At 65.2% G+C, this 16,858-nt stretch carries 13 protein-coding genes and 2 riboswitches; of the genes, 11 read left to right on the top strand and 2 right to left on the bottom strand.

Features of this window, described 5'->3' with window-relative positions:
* Positions 1–54: 54 nt before the first annotated feature.
* From DFR34_RS16875 to kdpE, 6 genes are all read left to right on the top strand, one after another.
* Positions 55–150 carry a potassium-transporting ATPase subunit F gene (locus DFR34_RS16875; RefSeq protein ID WP_146215107.1) on the top strand — a complete coding sequence of 32 codons (96 nt, stop codon included), beginning with the start codon at positions 55–57 and terminating at the stop codon, positions 148–150.
* Positions 144–1,835: a potassium-transporting ATPase subunit KdpA gene (gene kdpA, locus DFR34_RS08995; RefSeq protein WP_211309348.1), complete on the top strand. Its 1,692-nt coding sequence runs from the start codon at positions 144–146 to the stop codon at positions 1,833–1,835. Before DFR34_RS16875 ends, kdpA begins: the two co-directional genes overlap by 7 nt.
* A gap of 28 nt (positions 1,836–1,863) precedes the next feature.
* Positions 1,864–3,957 (top strand): potassium-transporting ATPase subunit KdpB, encoded by a 2,094-nt coding sequence (kdpB, locus tag DFR34_RS08990; protein ID WP_110390821.1) that lies wholly within the window; start codon positions 1,864–1,866, stop codon positions 3,955–3,957.
* 163 nt (positions 3,958–4,120) lie between these two features.
* On the top strand, positions 4,121–4,711 hold the full coding sequence (gene kdpC / locus DFR34_RS08985; protein ID WP_110390820.1) for a potassium-transporting ATPase subunit KdpC: 591 nt from the start codon (positions 4,121–4,123) through the stop codon (positions 4,709–4,711).
* Positions 4,708–7,341, top strand: coding sequence for a DUF4118 domain-containing protein (locus DFR34_RS08980; RefSeq protein WP_110390819.1), 2,634 nt, complete (start codon positions 4,708–4,710; stop codon positions 7,339–7,341). The genes kdpC and DFR34_RS08980 overlap by 4 nt, the downstream gene beginning before the upstream one ends.
* Positions 7,334–8,020, top strand: a complete 687-nt coding sequence (kdpE, locus tag DFR34_RS08975) for a two-component system response regulator KdpE (RefSeq protein WP_110390818.1) — start codon at positions 7,334–7,336, stop codon at positions 8,018–8,020. The genes DFR34_RS08980 and kdpE overlap by 8 nt, the downstream gene beginning before the upstream one ends.
* Positions 8,021–8,026: 6 nt before the next feature.
* Here the strand turns inward: kdpE and mscL are convergent, their stop codons facing one another.
* Positions 8,027–8,494 carry a large-conductance mechanosensitive channel protein MscL gene (mscL, locus tag DFR34_RS08970; RefSeq protein ID WP_110390817.1) on the bottom strand — a complete coding sequence of 156 codons (468 nt, stop codon included), beginning with the start codon at positions 8,492–8,494 and terminating at the stop codon, positions 8,027–8,029.
* A 442-nt stretch (positions 8,495–8,936) separates the two neighbouring features.
* Between mscL and DFR34_RS08965 the strand changes: the two genes are divergently transcribed.
* The 5 genes from DFR34_RS08965 (at position 8,937) to DFR34_RS08945 (ending at position 15,700) form a co-directional block, all read left to right on the top strand.
* On the top strand, positions 8,937–9,788 hold the full coding sequence (locus tag DFR34_RS08965) for an EAL domain-containing protein (protein WP_110390816.1): 852 nt from the start codon (positions 8,937–8,939) through the stop codon (positions 9,786–9,788).
* 4 nt (positions 9,789–9,792) lie between these two features.
* Positions 9,793–9,883: riboswitch (glycine riboswitch) on the top strand.
* A gap of 248 nt (positions 9,884–10,131) precedes the next feature.
* Positions 10,132–10,256: riboswitch (glycine riboswitch) on the top strand.
* A 37-nt stretch (positions 10,257–10,293) separates the two neighbouring features.
* Complete coding sequence (gcvT, locus tag DFR34_RS08960; RefSeq protein ID WP_110390815.1) at positions 10,294–11,382, top strand: glycine cleavage system aminomethyltransferase GcvT; 1,089 nt, start codon at positions 10,294–10,296, stop codon at positions 11,380–11,382.
* Positions 11,383–11,591: 209 nt separating this feature from the next.
* Complete coding sequence (gcvH, locus tag DFR34_RS08955; RefSeq protein ID WP_110390814.1) at positions 11,592–11,978, top strand: glycine cleavage system protein GcvH; 387 nt, start codon at positions 11,592–11,594, stop codon at positions 11,976–11,978.
* A gap of 69 nt (positions 11,979–12,047) precedes the next feature.
* Positions 12,048–14,909, top strand: a complete 2,862-nt coding sequence (gene gcvP, locus DFR34_RS08950; protein ID WP_110390813.1) for an aminomethyl-transferring glycine dehydrogenase — start codon at positions 12,048–12,050, stop codon at positions 14,907–14,909.
* Positions 14,910–15,205: 296 nt separating this feature from the next.
* Positions 15,206–15,700 carry a hypothetical protein gene (locus DFR34_RS08945; RefSeq protein ID WP_110390812.1) on the top strand — a complete coding sequence of 165 codons (495 nt, stop codon included), beginning with the start codon at positions 15,206–15,208 and terminating at the stop codon, positions 15,698–15,700.
* A 173-nt stretch (positions 15,701–15,873) separates the two neighbouring features.
* On the opposite strand, the gene DFR34_RS08940 is transcribed toward DFR34_RS08945, so the two are convergent.
* The gene (locus tag DFR34_RS08940; protein ID WP_110390811.1) at positions 15,874–16,620 is read right to left on the bottom strand and encodes a TylF/MycF/NovP-related O-methyltransferase; all 747 of its coding nucleotides are present in this window, start codon (positions 16,618–16,620) and stop codon (positions 15,874–15,876) included.
* Positions 16,621–16,858 lie beyond the last annotated feature (238 nt).

The raw sequence follows: 16,858 nt of genomic DNA, 5'->3' as shown, positions 1-16,858 counted from the left end.
CGCCACCCGCGGTCTGGTGACTGTCTGCGCGGCGCGTCAGCGCAAGGGGGCGTGATGGATGCGCTGACGGTGTGCGCCGGCCTGCTGGCGCTGGGGCTGGCCGTGTGGCTGATTCATGCCCTGCTCAATGCGGAGGACATCGGATGTTGACCGCATTTTTTTGGTTGCTGGCGCTGTTCATGGCGGTGCTGACGCTCAGCGTGCGGCCGATGGGCGCCTGGCTGGCGCCGCTGGCCAGCGGACAAGTACCAGCACGACTGGCGGAGTTTGACCGCGCCTTGCTGCGCCTGATGGGCGTGCGTGACACGGCGATGGACTGGCGCGAATACGCCCGCGCCGTGCTGCTGTTCAGCCTGCTGGGCGCGCTATTGCTGTATGTGCTGCAACGCGTGCAGGGCTGGCTGCCGCTCAACCCCGGCCAACGCGGCGCGGTGACGGCGGATTCGGCGTTCAACACCGCGGTGAGCTTTGTCAGCAACACCAACTGGCAAGGCTACGCCGGTGAGGCGAGCATGAGCCACCTGACGCAGATGCTCGGGCTGACCGTGCAGAACTTTTTGTCTGCCGCCACCGGCATTGCCGTGGCCTGCGTGCTGATGCGCGGCTTTGCCCGGCGGGAAACCAGTAACTTGGGCAATTTCTGGGCCGACCTGACCCGCATCAGCGTATATCTGCTGGCCCCGCTGTCGCTGCTGCTGGCGCTGGTGCTGGCCAGTCAGGGCGTGGTGCAAAGCTGGGCGGCCACGCTGCCGGTGGCCACGCTGGCCGGCGGCGAGCAAACGCTGACCCTGGGCCCGGTGGCCTCGCAAGAAGCCATCAAGCTATTGGGCACCAATGGCGGCGGGTTTTTCAACGCCAACTCGGCCCATCCGTTTGAAAACCCCAATGAGCTGAGTAATTTCCTGCAAATGCTGGCGATTTTTTTGATTCCAGCCGGGCTATGCCATGCCTTTGGCCGAGTGGTGGGCGACCGTCGCCAGGGCTGGGCGCTGTATGGGGCGATGGCGCTGCTGTTTGTGCTGGCGGCCAGTGCGCTGGCGCTGGCCGAGGCGCAGGGCAACCCGCTGCTGAACGCGCTGAGCGCCGACGCCAGCGTCGGCAGCCTGGAAGGCAAGGAACTGCGCTTTGGCGCAGCGGGCTCCAGCCTGTTTGCCGCCGTGACCACGGCGGCCAGCTGCGGCGCAGTGAACGCCATGCACGATTCGCTCACCCCGCTGGGCGGCATGCTGGCCATGTGGCTGATGCAGTTGGGCGAAGTGGTGTTTGGCGGGGTGGGCTCTGGGCTGTACGGCATGCTGGTGTTTGCCGTGCTGGCGGTGTTTGTCGCCGGGCTGATGGTGGGGCGCACGCCGGAATATCTGGGCAAAAAGATCGAAGCCTTCGAGATGAAGATGGTGGCGCTGGTGATTTTGCTGTCGCCGGCGCTGGTGCTGCTGGGTTCGGCGCTGGCGGTGGTCAGCCAGGCCGGGCTGGCGGGGCTGGCCAATGGCGGCGCGCATGGGTTTTCTGAAGTGCTGTATGCGTTTTCTTCCGCAGCCAATAACAACGGCAGCGCCTTTGCCGGGCTGTCGGCCAATACGCCGTTTTATAACGGCCTGCTGGGGGCGGCGATGTGGCTGGGGCGCTTTGGCGTGATCGTGCCGGTGCTGGCGCTGGCCGGCGCACTGGCCGCCAAGAAAACCCTGCCGCCGTCGGCCGGGGCCATGCCCACCCATGGCGGGCTGTTCATTGGCCTGTTAAGCGGCGCCGTGCTGATGGTGGGCGCGCTCACCTATTTGCCGGCGCTGGCCCTGGGCCCGATGGCGGAACACCTGGCGCTGTGGGCTGGCCGCTGAGCGCCGCGCGCACAATAAGGAAATCATCATGACGCAACACACTCTGCCGCTGTTCGACGCCGCGCTGCTGCGTCCGGCGCTGCTGGATGCCTGCAAGAAACTCTCGCCCCGCGCCCAACTGGGCAACCCGGTGATGTTTGTGGTTTACCTGGGCAGCCTGCTGTGCTCGGCGCTGTGGGTGCAAGGGCTGCTGGGCCACGGCGACGCGCCCACCTGGCTCACTGGCGCGCTGGCGCTGTGGCTGTGGTTCACCGTGCTGTTCGCCAACTTTGCCGAAGCCCTGGCCGAGGGGCGCAGCAAGGCGCAGGCAGCCAGCCTGAAGGGCCTGAAAAAAGCCGCCTGGGCCAAAAAACTGGGCGCGCCACACCGCTACGGCGCACCGTTTGCCACCGTCGAGGCCGGTGAGCTGCGCAAAGGCGATGTGTTCATCGCCCAGGCGGGCGACATCGTGCCCTGTGACGGCGAAGTGCTCGAAGGCATCGCCGCCATCGACGAATCCGCCATCACCGGCGAATCTGCTCCGGTCATCCGCGAATCCGGCGGCGACTTCAGCTCGGTCACCGGCGGCACCCGCGTGCTGTCGGACTGGGTGGTGGCGCGGGTGACCGCCGATCCGGGCGAAACCTTTATCGACCGCATGATCGCCATGGTGGAAGGCGCGCGGCGCGGCAAAACCCCCAATGAAGTCGCCCTGACCATCCTGCTGCTGGCGCTGACCCTGGTGTTTTTGCTGGTGACCGTCACCCTGCTGCCGTTTTCGCACTACAGCGCCCAGGCCGCAGGCGCGGGCGAGCCCACCTCGCTGGCAGTGCTGATCGCCCTGCTGGTGTGCCTGATTCCCACCACCATCGGCGGTCTGCTGTCGGCAATTGGCGTGGCAGGCATGAGCCGGCTGATGGCCGCCAATGTGATTGCCACCTCCGGACGGGCAGTAGAAGCCGCTGGCGATGTGGACGTGCTGTTGCTGGATAAAACCGGCACCATCACCTATGGCAACCGCCAGGCCAGCGCGCTGTGGCCGGCGCCCGGCGTGTCGCAGGCGACACTGGCGCAGGCGGCATGGCTGGCCTCGCTGGCCGACGACACCCCGGAGGGCAAGAGCATTGTTCAGCTCACCCAACCGCTGTTGCCGCCCGCGGCCAATCCGCTGGATGCCGCGCTGCGTCAGGGCGAGCGGCCCGAGGCGGTCAGCTTTGCGCCGTTTACCGCCCAGTCGCGCATGTCGGGCGTGAATTTGCCCGAGCGCGCCATCCGCAAAGGCGCCGCCGATGCGGTGCGCCAGTGGCTGGCCGCCAATGGCGGCGAGCTGCCCGCCGCGCTGCAACAGCAGGTGGACCAGGTGGCCAGCCGTGGCGGCACGCCGCTGGTGGTGGCCGAGCCGCAGCGCGCGCTGGGGGTGATCGAGCTGAAAGACGTGGTCAAGCCCGGCATCCGCGAGCGTTTTGCCCAATTGCGCGCCATGGGCATCCGCACGGTGATGCTGACCGGCGACAACCGGCTGACCGCCGCCGCGATTGCCGCCGAAGCCGGCGTGGATGACTTTCTGGCCGAAGCCACCCCCGAAGCCAAGCTGGCGATGATTCGTGACTGCCAGCGCCAGGGCCTCTTGGTGGCGATGACCGGCGACGGCACCAACGACGCCCCGGCGCTGGCCCAGGCCGATGTGGCGGTGGCCATGAACAGCGGCACCCAGGCCGCGCGCGAAGCCGCCAATATGGTGGACCTGGACTCCAGCCCGACCAAGCTGATCGAAGTGGTGGAAATCGGCAAACAGATGCTGATGACGCGCGGCGCGCTGACCACGTTCAGCCTGGCCAACGATGTGGCCAAGTACTTTGCCATCATCCCCGCCGCCTTTGCCGCCACTTATCCGCAGCTGAACGCGCTGAACGTGATGGGACTGAGCAGCCCGGCCTCGGCGCTGCTGTCGGCGGTGATGTTCAATGCGCTGATCATCATTGCGCTGATTCCGCTGGCGCTGCGCGGCGTGCGCTACCGCCCGCTGGGCGCAGCGGTGCTGCTGCGGCGCAACCTGCTGCTGTACGGCGTGGGCGGCATGGTGCTGCCGTTTGCCGGCATCAAGCTGATCGACCTGGGCTTAAGCGCACTGGGCTGGGTGTAACCCGTCTGGTTTGGCGCTTGGGCGCCAAACCAGGCAACATTGACTTACGAGCCGCTCACAAAACTCAGCGCCGCCATTCTGGCCAGGCGAGTGACCACAGACCGCAAGGCCACACCACTCCGCCAGACGGGTTTGACGAGCAGCTCCATCAGGACACGACATCATGATTTCCACATTACGCCTCTCTCCTGCGCTGGCCCCTGGCCTGCGCCTGCTGGGCCTGTTCACCCTGCTGCTCGGCCTGCTTTATCCGCTGCTGGTCTACGGCCTGGCCAATGCGCTGTGGCCCTGGCAGGCGCAAGGCAGCCTGTGGCTGCGCCATGGCCAGCCGGTGGGCTCGGCGCTGATTGGCCAGTCGTTTGCCGGGCCACAGTGGTTTCATGGCCGCCCCTCGGCCATCAGCGTCGAACCGGGGCAAACGCCGGTGTCCACCGGCAGCAATCTGGGGCCCAGCCAGCCGCAGCTGCTGACACAAGCCCACGAGCGTCTGGCCGCCTGGCGCGCCAGCGAACAACAGGCTGGCCCGGCGCCACAAGACATGCTCACCGCCTCGGCCAGCGGGCTGGACCCGCACATCAGCCTGGCCGCCGCGCTGGTGCAAGTGGCGCGCGTGGCGCAGGCGCGTGGGCTGGATGCCGCCCAATTGGCCGCCCAGGTGCGTGCGCAGGCAGCACATCCGTGGTTTAGCGATGGCCAGGCCGCGCTGGCGCGGGTGAATGTGCTGCAGCTGAATCTGCTGCTGGAGACGCCATGAACCCGCCCGCCGCCCGCCCCGACCCGGATGCCCTGCTGGCGGCGCAGCCGCGCCGGCGCGGCCGGCTGAAGCTGTTTTTTGGCGCGGCCCCCGGCGTGGGCAAAACCTGGGCCATGCTGGCCGAGGCCGCTGAACGGCGTGCGCAGGGGCTGGACGTGCTGGTGGGCTGGGTGGACACCCACGGCCGCGCCGACACCGAGGCCATGCTGGCCGGGCTGGAGGTGCTGCCGCGGCAAGCGCGCGCCCATCGCGGCGCACAGCTGTGGGAATTCGACCTGGACAGCGTGCTGGCGCGCCGGCCGGCGCTGGTGGTGGTGGACGAACTGGCGCACAGCAACGCCCCCGGCAGCCGTCACCCCAAGCGCTGGCAGGACGTGGAAGAACTGCTGGCCGCCGGCATTGATGTGTACAGCGCAATGAATGTCCAGCACCTGGACAGCCTGAACGACGTGGTGGCGCGGGTCACCGGCGTGGCGGTGCGCGAAACCGTGCCCGATACCGTGTTCGACCACGCCGACGAAGTGCGGCTGGTGGATTTGCCGCCGGACGATCTCTTGCAACGGCTGGCTACCGGCAAGGTGTATCTGCCCGAAGTGGCCGAGCGCGCCGCCGGGCAGTTTTTTCGCAAGGGCAATCTGATCGCCCTGCGTGAGCTGGCCTTGCGCCGGCTGGCCGACCGAGTGGACGGCCAAATGCGCGCCCAGCGCGGCGCAGCGCCCAGCCCGGTGTGGGACACCTCATTTGGCCTGTTGCTGCGCCTGAATGGCGACGCTCGCGACGACGACGCGCTGCGCCAGTGCGCGCGGCTGGCGCGGGCCTTGGCCGCGCCCTGGCATGCCGTGTGGCTGGACAGCGGCCACGACGACGGCCAGCGCGCCCACGCCCTGGCCAGCCTGTCGCGCGCCGGCGAGCTGGGTGCCGTCACCCTGCTGCTGTCGGGCGGCGAGCCCGCTGCGCTGCTGGCCGGCTACGCCCGTCGGCATAATCTGTCGCTGCTGGCCTCAAGCGATCACGCCAGCGCCCTGACCCGCGCGCTGGCGCGCCAGGCGCCGGAGCTGAATCTGCTGTGGCTGGGTGGCGCCACGCCCGCCCCAGCGCCACGCTGGCGGCTGGCCTGGCAGGCGCTGACGCCAGGCTGGAGCGGCGCGGCGGCCGCTGGCGCGCTATGCGCCGCCATCACCGTGCTGGCGCTGCCGCTGCGCGGCGTGCTGGACGCCACCAATCTGGTGATGTTCTACCTGCTGGGCGTGCTGTGGACCGCGCTGCGCCACGGCCGTGGCCCGGCGGCGCTGGCGGCGGTGCTGTCGGTGGCCTTGTTTGATTTTTTCTTTGTCCAGCCGCATCTGTCGTTTGCCGTCTCGGATGTGGAATACCTGATCACCTTTGCCGTGATGCTGATCGTCGGCCTGGTGGCCGGCCAGTTGGTGGCGCGCGAGCGGCACAGCGCGGCGCGCGCGCGCCAGCGCGAGGCGCACACCCGGCTGCTGTACGAAATGGCGCGCGAGCTGGGCTCGGCGCTGCTGCCCGAGCAAGTAGCCGACATCAGCGCGCGCGCCTTGCGGGCGGCGCTGGACGCCGACATCCACCTGTGGCTGCCCGACGCCAACGACACACTCAGCCTGGATGCCCCGGCGTCGTGGGAAGACGCCGCCATTGCCCGCTGGTGCCACGACCACGGCGAAGCCGCCGGGCAGGGCACCCACACCCTGCCCAGCGCCCCTTGCCTGTACCTGCCCTTGCAGGCGACCATGCGCACCCGTGGCGTGATGGCGATTCACGCCGCCGACCCCACCCGGCTGAGCGACCCGGACAACCGCCGCTTGTGCGAGGCCGCCGCCACGCTGGCGGCGCAAACGCTGGAGCGACTGCACTATATCGACGTCGCCCAGCACACCCTGGTGGCGATGGAATCCGAACGGCTGCGCCATTCGCTGCTGGCGGCGCTGTCGCACGATCTGCGCACGCCGCTGACCGCGCTGTCCGGCAATGCCGAAACCCTGCGCAATGCGCTGGCGCGCGCGCAACGCCCCGAAGCCGAACAAGCCGGCCTGTTGGTGGAAGACAGCCGGCGGCTGGCGCGGCTGGTGACCAATCTGCTGGAAATGGCGCGGCTACAAGCCGGCGCGGTGACCTTGCGGCAAGACTGGCTGCCAGTGGAAGAACTGGTGGGCAGCGCGCTGGCGGCGCTGGGGCCGGCGCTGGATGCGCACCCGCTGACGCTGGAACTGGCCGCCGACTGCCCGCTGGTGTACGGTGACCCCTTGCTGCTGGAGCGGGTGTTGGCCAACCTGCTGGACAACGCCGGCAAATACAGCCCGCCCGGCGCCGGCATCAGCCTGTCAGCCGCGCGGGAAGGCGACTACACCGCGCTGCGCGTGCGCGACCACGGCCCCGGCCTGCCGGCGGGCGATGCGGCGCGGCTGTTTGAGCCATTCAGCCGTGGCGAGCGCGAATCAGCCATTACCGGCGTCGGGCTGGGGCTGGCGATTTGCCGCGCCATTGCCGACGCCCACCAGGCGCGGCTGGAGGCCGCCAACGCCGCGGATGGCGGCGCGTGTTTTACCCTGTGGCTGCCCTGGCGCGATGCGCCGGCCGCCCCTTTTGACGGCGAGAACAGCGAACATGCATGAAGCCACCTTGCTGGTGATCGAGGACGACGCGGCGATTCGCCGCTTTGTGCGCTGCGCGCTGGAAGAACAGGGCCACAAAGTGCACGAGGCCGACACCCTGGCGCGCGGGCTGATCGAAGCCGGCACGCGCAAACCCGATGTGCTGATTCTGGATCTGGGCCTGCCGGACGGCGATGGCGTGGATTTGCTGCGCGATTTGCGCAGCTGGAGCCAGACGCCGGTGTTGGTGCTGTCGGCGCGGGTGGACGAAACCGACAAGATCGACGCGCTGGACGCTGGCGCCGACGACTATCTGACCAAGCCCTTTGGCGTGGGTGAATTGCAGGCGCGGGTGCGCGCGCTGCTGCGCCGCCGCCATGGCGCCGACGCCAGCCCGGAAGTCTGGCTGGGCGAGGCGGTGCGGGTGGATTTGCCCGCCCGTGCGGTATGGCGCGACGGCGAGCCGGTGCACCTGACCCAGCTGGAATACCGACTGCTGGCCACGCTGATTGCCGAACGCGGCAAGGTGCTGACCCACCGCCAGCTGCTCAAGGCGGTGTGGGGGCCCACGGCGGTGGAGCACAGTCATTATCTGCGCATTTACATGGCGCATCTGCGCCAAAAGCTGGAGGCCGACCCGGCGCGGCCGCGCTTTTTGCTGACCGCCACCGGCGTGGGCTACCGGCTGGCGGCGGGCTGAGCGCGCTCAAGCCGTTGGCGTAACCTCAGCAGTGCAATGCGGGCAGCGGCTGGCTTCGGCGCGGATGCTGCTCAGGCAATGCGGGCAGTCGCGCATGGCCGGGCCGGCCGGCGCAGCTTCGGCCGGGGTGTCGCGCTGCAGCTTGTTCAGGGTTTTCACCAGCATGAACACGGCAAACGCGACAATCAAAAAGCTGATCACCGCATTGATGAACAGGCCAATGTTCAGCGTCACCGCGCCAGCTTTTTTGGCGGCTTCGACGGTCAGATACGGCCCATGCACCGTCGCGCCTTCTTTCAGCACGATAAACAGCTGAGAAAAATCCACATTGCCAATCAGCAGGCCAATCGGCGGCATGATGACGTCGTCCACCAGCGATTTGACGATGGCGCCAAACGCGCCGCCAATCACCACACCAACGGCCAGATCAATCACATTGCCGCGCATGGCGAAGGTTTTGAACTCTTTAAGCATGCAGCTTCTCCCATAAATTGGATTTAAAGCCGCTCACAAAACTCAGCGAAGCGCGCCTGGCTAGGCGTGTGACCGCAGACAGTACGCGTTGTACGGCAAGGTCACACAACAACGCCAGGAGGTTTTGTGAGCGGCGCTTAATCAGTCGTTCATCATCGCCGCTTGACCGCGCAGTTTCAAGGCGATAAGCGCCAAAATCGGCAAAATCAGCATTATCTGGCGTAAAAGCCGCCCACAAAACCCTCCTGGCGTCGTTGCACGGCCTTGCCGTACTCCCTGTACTGTCTGCGGCCGCGCGCCGAGCCAGGCGCGCTTCGCTGAGTTTGGTGAGCGGCACTAAAAACCCAGTCCATACCCGTCAGCATGGGCAGAGTGGCCGTCATCAGACTGTGATATTGCCCGGCTATGCTTGCCGGTCTGGATTTACCCATGGAGGCCGTCCATGCTTGCCAACCTTATTCTAGCCTCATACGCGCCGACGGCCGTGCGTCCCCCTGCGCCGTGGTGCGCGGATCTGGCGGCAATTTTGGCCGGGCCGGATTTGCACGCGGTGTTTCAGCCGATTGTCGATTTTGCCGACGCGCGCATTGTTGGCTACGAAGGGCTGATTCGCGGCCCGTCCGACAGCGCGCTGCATTCGCCGCTGAATCTGTTTGCAGCCGCCGAACAATGCCAGCAGCTGCTGGCGCTGGAGCGCGCCTGCCGGCAAGTCACCCTGCGCCGCTTTGCCGAGTTGCGCCTGCAAGGCGCGCTGTTTCTGAACATCAGCCCGCAAGCGCTGCTTGACCCGGCCTTTCGCCCCGGCGAAACGCTGGGCTGGATGCGCGCCGCCGGGTTAAGCCCGGAACAGGTGGTGATCGAGCTGACCGAAACCCGGCCGGTGGGCGACTATGCCTTGCTGCGCGAAGCCACCGCGCATTATCGGGACATGGGGTTTCGCATTGCGCTGGATGACTTGGGCGAGGGGTTTTCCAATTTGCGCCTGTGGTCCGAGCTGCGCCCGGACTATGTCAAGCTGGACAAATACTTTACCCAGGGCATCGCCAGTGATGCCGCCAAGCAACAGTTTGTCCGCTCGATTCAGGCCATCGCCCACGCCACTGGCGCGCGGGTGATTGCCGAAGGCATCGAAACCGCCGATGACCTGGCCTGCCTGAACGGGCTGGGCCTTGGCCTGGGTCAGGGCTACCATCTGGGCCGGCCGCTGGCGCAGCCGGCGCGCGCGCTGGATGAGGGGGTGACGGCGGCGCTGGCGGCATTTTCACCTTGCCATGCGGCGCATCCGTGGCCATAATCCGGCCAACCATGCAGGAGAGAGCCGCCCCGGAGCGGCCGCCGAAGGCGCAAGCGCACCCGCAATCGCTCAGGCTAAAGGACTGCATCGGCCTGGCTTGCTTCAAGAAGCGCTAACAAAATGCAGCGAAGCGATCCTGGCTAGGCGTGTGACCGCAGACAGTACAAACAAGTACGGCAAGGTCACACAACAACGCCAGGAGCATTTTGTTAGTGCTTCTTTAAGAGCGGCTAACAAAACCCAGCGCAGCGATCCTGGCTAGGCGCACGACCGCAGACAGTACGTGTAGTACGGCAAGGTCGGGCAACAACGCCAGGAGGGTTTTGTTAGCCGCTCTTAGCGGCCGACCAACTCTGGAGAGCGCCGGCTTACGCCGGACACCGAAGGGGCTAACGGTGCAATAAGCCAAGCATAAGTACAGCTTGGCGGCGCCGGAAAATCTCAGGTCATCAGGACAGAGGGGTGTGAAGCACATTGCTTATCGACCCTTCAGGATTCCGAACCCATGGCCGACTCCGCCCTGCATACCCCGCTTTACGCCGAACACCTCGCCGCTGGCGGCAAGATCGTTGATTTTGCCGGCTGGGCGCTGCCCATTCATTACGGCTCGCAGCTGAAAGAACACGAAACCGTGCGCAGCGACGCCGGCATGTTCGACGTCTCGCACATGACCGTGGTGGACCTCACGGGCGCCGACGCCAAAGCCTATCTGCAAAAACTGATCGCCAACGACGTCGACAAACTGGGCTTTGTCGGCAAGGCGCTGTACGCCGGCATGCTCAACCCGCAAGGCGGCGTGATTGACGATCTGATTGTCTATCTGACCGACTGGGGCTACCGCGTGGTGGTCAACGCCGCCACCCGCGCCAAAGACCTGGCCTGGATGCAAGCGCAAACCGCCGGCTTTGCCGTCGAGTTGAACGTGCGCGATGACCTTTCCATGCTGGCCATCCAGGGCCCGAACGCCCGCGCCAAGGTGGCCGCCGCCCGCCCGCAACTGGCCGAACTGATCCAGTCGCTGAAGGTGTTTCAGGGCGTGCCGGTGGGTGACTGGTTTGTCGCCCGCACCGGCTACACCGGCGAAGACGGCCTGGAAATCATGCTGCCCGACGCCGACGCGCCAGCCTTCTGGCGCGAGCTGCTGGCCGCTGGCGTCGCCCCCACAGGCCTTGGCGCGCGCGACACCCTGCGCCTGGAAGCCGGCATGAATCTGTACGGCCACGATATGGACGAAACCATCAGCCCGCTGGCCGCCGGCATGGGCTGGACCATCGCCTGGGAGCCGGCCAGCCGTGATTTCATCGGCCGCGCCGCGCTGGAAGCCGAACGCGCCGCCGGCCCGGCCATGAAGCAGGTGGGCCTGGTGCTGGAAAGCCGTGGCGTGCTGCGCGAAGGCATGACCGTCACTGTCGATGGCGCCACTGGCGTGATCACCAGCGGCACCTTCTCGCCCACCTTGAAGCTGTCCATCGCCATTGCCCGCGTGCCGGCCGCCACTGGCGACGTCGCCACGGTGGATCTGCGCGGCGTGGCCACCCCGGTGCGGGTGGTCAAGTTGCCGTTTGTTCGCAACGGCAAGCAGGTTTACGCCTAAGCGAAGCTCAGCACTGCGTTAAACGACACACCATACCCGCCCGACCCCGTCGCCCGGACGCATTCATCCGCCGCGATTTGGGCGGCGCGCGCAATCCCTTTATCATGTCGGGGTGGCGTGTGCGCCGCGTTCCGGGCCCTTTTGCGGCGGCCAGCCCTGTCTGGTCGCCAACCCAATTGCTTGATTGACTGAATCTTCAGGAGAAACTCATGAGCCAAGTTCCCGCCGAACTGAAATACAACGACAGCCACGAATGGGTGCGCCTGGAAGCCGACGGCACTGTCACCGTTGGCATCACCGCCCACGCCCAGGAAGCCTTGGGCGATGTGGTGTTTGTGGAAACCCCGGAAGTGGGTCGTGAACTGTCCGCTGGCTCCAGCGCGGGCGTGGTGGAATCGGTGAAAGCCGCCTCCGACATCTACAGCCCGATTGACGGCGCCGTGCTGGCCACCAACCCGGCGCTGGAAGGCGAGCCCGAGCTGGTCAACAGCGACCCGTACGGCGAAGGCTGGATGTTCCGTCTGCAACCGGCCAACCCGGCGCAGATCAACGACATGCTCGACGCCGCCGCCTACAGCGATCTGATCGGCGCCTGATAGCGCGCCAGCGGGACGCCGCCCTTGCCCGGCGCGGCGTCCCGCTTTGTTTTTGGGGAACCTGCACACATGACCACCCTGACTGAACTGGAAAACCACGACGGTTTTATCGAACGCCATATCGGCCCATCCGCCGCTGACATCGACGCCATGCTGGGCGTGGTGGGCGCGCAATCGCTGGACGAGCTGGTGACGCAAACCGTGCCCGCCAGCATTCTGCTGGAACAAGACATCCCGCTGCCGGCGCCGCGCGCCGAGCACGAAGCGCTGGCCGAGCTGAAAACCCTGGCCCAGCAAAACCGCCTGAGCAAGAGCTTTATCGGCATGGGTTACGCCGACACGCTGACCCCGGCGGTGATTCTGCGCAATGTGATGGAAAACCCCGGCTGGTACACCGCCTACACCCCGTATCAGGCCGAAATCGCCCAAGGCCGTCTGGAAGCGCTGCTGAACTATCAGCAAGTGATCATCGACCTGACCGGCCTGCCGCTGGCCAACGCCTCGCTGCTGGACGAAGCCACCGCCGCCGCCGAAGCCATGACCATGGCGCGCCGGGTGTCCATCAGCAAGAGCAACCGCTTTTTTGTCGATAGCCAGATCTGGCCGCAAACCCTGGATGTGCTGAAAACCCGCGCCGAGCCGTTTGGCTTTGAGCTGGTGCTGGGCAACCCGGCCGACGCCGCGGGCGCCGATGTGTTTGGTGCGCTGTTCCAATACCCGAACGCCCGTGGCGAAGCCCACGACCTGAGCGCGGCGATTGCCGGCGTCAAGGCGCAGGGCGGCGTGGTGGCCCTGGCGGCTGATTTGCTGGCGCTGGCGCTGCTGAAGTCGCCGGGCGAGCTGGGCGCCGACATTGCCCTGGGTTCGGCGCAGCGCTTTGGCGTGCCGCTGGGCTTTGGCGGCCCGCACGCGGCTTTCTTTGCCTGCCGCGACGAATACAAGCGCGCCATGCCCGGCCGCATCATCGGTGTGTCGATCGACGCCAACGGCGGCCAGGCGCTGCGCATGGCGCTGCAAACCCGCGAGCAACATATCCGCCGCGAAAAAGCCAACTCGAACATCTGCACCTCGCAAGTGCTGCTGGCCAATATGGCCGGCCTGTACGCCGTGTACCACGGCGAAGCCGGCATCCGCCGCATCGCCGGCTATGTGCACCGCCTGGCCAATCTGTTTGCCGCCGCCGTGCGCACCCAGGGCGGCACGGTCATCAACCAAAGCTGGTTCGACACCGTGCTGGTGGCCACCGGCCCGCGCACCGACGCCGTGCTGGCCAGCGCCGAAGCCGCCGGCTACACCCTGCGCCGGGTGGACAACAACACCATCGGCGTGGCCTTCCACGAAGCTGCCAGCCGCGCCGACGTGGCCGCGCTGGCCCAGCTGTTTACCGGCCAGCCGGCCGACATCGACGCGCTGGATGCCAGCGCGACCGATGCCATCCCGGCCAGCCTGGCGCGCACTTCGCGCTACCTGACCCACCCGGTGTTCAACACCCACCACAGCGAAACGGAAATGCTGCGCTACCTCAAGCGCCTGCAAAACCGCGACCTGGCGCTGGATCACTCGATGATCTCGCTGGGCAGCTGCACCATGAAGCTGAACGCCACCAGCGAGATGATCCCGGTCACCTGGCCGGAATTCGCCGGCCTGCACCCGTTTGCCCCGCGCGAACACGCCGCCGGCTACCTGGCGATGATCGACAGCCTGTCCGAACAGCTGAAAGCCATCACCGGCTTTGACGCCATCTGCATGCAGCCCAACTCCGGCGCGCAGGGCGAATACGCCGGCCTGCTGGCCATCCGCCGCTATCACGCCAGCCGTGGCGACGCCCAGCGCACGGTGTGCCTGATCCCCAAATCCGCGCACGGCACCAACCCGGCCACCGCGCAGATGATGGGCATGCAGGTGGTGGTGGTGGCCTGCGACGACAACGGCAATGTGGACGTGGCCGACCTGAAGGCCAAGGCCGAGCAATACAGCGCCACGCTGGCCTGCCTGATGATCACCTACCCGTCCACCCATGGCGTGTTTGAAGAAGCCATGCGCGATATTTGCGACACTATCCACGCCCACGGCGGCCAAGTGTATATGGACGGCGCCAACCTCAACGCCCTGGTGGGCCTGGTGCAGCCGGGCAAGATCGGCGCAGACGTGTCGCACATGAACCTGCACAAGACCTTCTGCATCCCGCACGGCGGCGGCGGCCCCGGCATGGGCCCGATTGGCCTGAAAGCCCACCTCGCCCCGTTCATGGCCAACCACAGCGTGGCGCCGATCGCCAATGGCAGCGAAGGCCAGAGCGCGGTGTCGGCCGCGCCGTTTGGCAGCGCGTCGATTTTGCCGATTTCGTGGATGTACATCCGCATGATGGGCGCCGCAGGCCTCAAGCGCGCCACCCAGGTGGCGCTGCTGAACGCCAACTATGTGGCCACCCGCCTGCAAGGCGCCTTCCCGGTGCTGTACACCGGCAAGAACGGCCGCGTGGCGCACGAGTGCATCATCGACCTGCGCCCGCTGAAGGCCGCCACCGGCGTGACCGAAGTGGACGTGGCCAAGCGGCTGATGGACTACGGCTTCCACGCCCCGACCATGAGCTTCCCGGTGGCCGGCACCATCATGATCGAGCCGACCGAGAGCGAATCCAAGGCTGAACTTGACCGCTTTATCGACGCGCTGCTGAGCATCCGCGCCGAAATCGCCAAGGTGGAAGCCGGCGAATGGGCCGCCGACAGCAACCCGCTCAAGCACGCCCCGCACACGCAAAGCGATGTGATCAGCCGCGAGTGGAGCCGTGCGTACAGCCGTGATCAGGCGGTGTTCCCGCTGGAATGGGTGCGCGACAACAAGTTCTGGCCGTCGGTCAACCGCATTGACGATGTGTATGGCGACCGGAATCTGATGTGCTCGTGCCCGGGCATGGAGAACTATCAGTAAGCTTGGCGCGGCTGACGCAATCCTCCTGGCGTGCTGGCGCGACCTTGCCGCACTGCTCGCCAGGGATCGCTGCGCTGGATTGTGTGCGCTGCGTTTGAGCGTGTGACGCCAAAAAAACCGCCCACCGGCCATTGCCGGATGGGCGGTTTTTTTATCTGCACGCCGCGCATCGCTCACAGAGGCGCTGGGCCGACGTTTTGCACAGGGTGTGCGCCACACCCTGTGCTTGGCGGGTGATCAAAATCGGGCGTTGGCGCGCCGATTTTTTCCATCAAACACCATGAAGAGGCTCATCCATGAAAGCACATCATTCTTTCCTGCACTGGCCACGCGCCGTCGCCAGCCTGGGTTTACTGGCCCTGGGTCTGTCTGCTCCGGCACTGGCCGCCCCCTGCCGCGACATCGCCACGGTGCAACAAAGCGCCAATGCCGACCAGAACACTGCCATGGGGGGTCATGTCACCCAGCACATCTACGGCATGACGCCACCAGCCGGCAGCTCGCAACTGGGCAAAACTTTATTTGAAGCGCGTGGTAAATACGACGCGGCCTGGCGCCAGTATCAATATATCTCCAACCCGATTGCCTGCTCGGGCAATGCCCCGTTTCAAGTGGTGTCATTGACTGCGCTGGGCATGGGCAATCTGGGCGCCTATTCGTGCACCCAGGCCGACGTCCAAGGGCGCTGCACCAAGTGGGACAGCTATATGGCCAAAGAAATCTCTTTTGGCTTCATCCTGCGCAATGGCCAATGGATTGTGAACACCATCTACCCGGTGGCGCTGAATTAAAAGAGCCGCTCACAAAGCTCAGCGCAGTAGCCTTCGCGGGGCATGCCATTGCAGGCAGCACAAGAAGTACGACCAGGCAGCGCGATGACGCCAGAAGAGTTTTGTGAGCGACGCTAAGCATCTACCCAACTATGGGTTGATGACGGCACCGTATCGGCGATTGTCGAAGCTTCTCAATGCTTGATGACCATGCCCTGTCCCGTGGGCAGCTCAAGGACATGGTAGCCATGTTGTTGGAACCAAGGGTCTTCGATCAGTTTTTGCTCTCGATAATCTAACCAACCATAATCATCCAGAATCAGAATCGCGCCTGGCGTCATGCGCTCAAATAAGCATTCCAGAGCCCCCAGCTCAGCTTGGGCATGGTTAAGATCGAGGTGCATAAATGCAATCTTGTCAGGCGCAACGTCTGCCAGCACATCTGGCACGCGCCCCTGAGTAACGATAACATTGTCGTAATGTTTGAATTTTTCACGCACTTTGTCAGCCAAGTCTTCCCCATGCTCGGTCAGTTCGCTATGTGGCGTCGTGTCATTATGTTCAAACAAGTCATATAAATAATACTTTTTTTGTGGATACTGATCAAAATTGACCGTATCACAGATAATTTTTGCTGTGGTGCCTTTATAACAGGCACATTCCACCAGATCACCCTCCAGGTGCAAGGCGTTGCGCACGCCCCAGAGAATCACGGCTGTCCGCCAGAGTACAGCGCGCTCTACTTCAGTCTTGGCATTACGGCTAAAAGCTTGGATGAATGCAGTGTCTTCAAGGAAGCTCAGGTTTCTTCCCATGACAAAAAAATTGTCTCCCGCATAAACACCCTCCGTAACCAGGCTCTCCAATATCATATTCAAGCCTTGGCTAAATTTATTTGGATCGGCAACGCCAAAGAATATCGGTTTGATATATTTTGTCATAGAGTTTCTATTTTCTGCGCAGGGTGTGCTACTTGATGAAGTATATCGCACCTCTTGAAGCCGATCAGGCGAACCTGTTTCTGCTCAAGGGTGTGCGACTGACAAAAATAAAAGCATATTGGGTCTATTGTGGTACTTGGCACCATCCCCTTACACACATCGTGCTACAACAGCTCACGAGCGAAACGCATCCCCTCAACGCACACAGCAATGTCACGTAGCCCAAGCCACAACGTCT

Source organism: Rivihabitans pingtungensis (assembly GCF_003201855.1).
GTDB lineage: Bacteria > Pseudomonadota > Gammaproteobacteria > Burkholderiales > Aquaspirillaceae > Rivihabitans > Rivihabitans pingtungensis.
Note: the sequence above shows the minus strand (reverse complement) of the source record. Positions and strands in the feature narration are given on the sequence as shown.

Excerpts from the sequence above, each read along its gene's own strand:
- mscL (WP_110390817.1), bottom strand. The coding sequence starts at position 8,494 with ATGCTTAAAGAGTTCAAAACCTTCGCCATGCGCGGCAATGTGATTGAT.
- kdpB (WP_110390821.1), top strand. The coding sequence starts at position 1,864 with ATGACGCAACACACTCTGCCGCTGTTCGACGCCGCGCTGCTGCGTCCG.
- gcvT (WP_110390815.1), top strand. The coding sequence starts at position 10,294 with ATGGCCGACTCCGCCCTGCATACCCCGCTTTACGCCGAACACCTCGCC.
- DFR34_RS08940 (WP_110390811.1), bottom strand. The coding sequence starts at position 16,620 with ATGACAAAATATATCAAACCGATATTCTTTGGCGTTGCCGATCCAAAT.
- gcvH (WP_110390814.1), top strand. The coding sequence starts at position 11,592 with ATGAGCCAAGTTCCCGCCGAACTGAAATACAACGACAGCCACGAATGG.
- DFR34_RS08945 (WP_110390812.1), top strand. The coding sequence starts at position 15,206 with ATGAAAGCACATCATTCTTTCCTGCACTGGCCACGCGCCGTCGCCAGC.
- DFR34_RS08965 (WP_110390816.1), top strand. The coding sequence starts at position 8,937 with ATGCTTGCCAACCTTATTCTAGCCTCATACGCGCCGACGGCCGTGCGT.
- DFR34_RS16875 (WP_146215107.1), top strand. The coding sequence starts at position 55 with ATGGATGCGCTGACGGTGTGCGCCGGCCTGCTGGCGCTGGGGCTGGCC.
- kdpA (WP_211309348.1), top strand. The coding sequence starts at position 144 with ATGTTGACCGCATTTTTTTGGTTGCTGGCGCTGTTCATGGCGGTGCTG.
- kdpC (WP_110390820.1), top strand. The coding sequence starts at position 4,121 with ATGATTTCCACATTACGCCTCTCTCCTGCGCTGGCCCCTGGCCTGCGC.
- DFR34_RS08980 (WP_110390819.1), top strand. The coding sequence starts at position 4,708 with ATGAACCCGCCCGCCGCCCGCCCCGACCCGGATGCCCTGCTGGCGGCG.
- kdpE (WP_110390818.1), top strand. The coding sequence starts at position 7,334 with ATGCATGAAGCCACCTTGCTGGTGATCGAGGACGACGCGGCGATTCGC.
- gcvP (WP_110390813.1), top strand. The coding sequence starts at position 12,048 with ATGACCACCCTGACTGAACTGGAAAACCACGACGGTTTTATCGAACGC.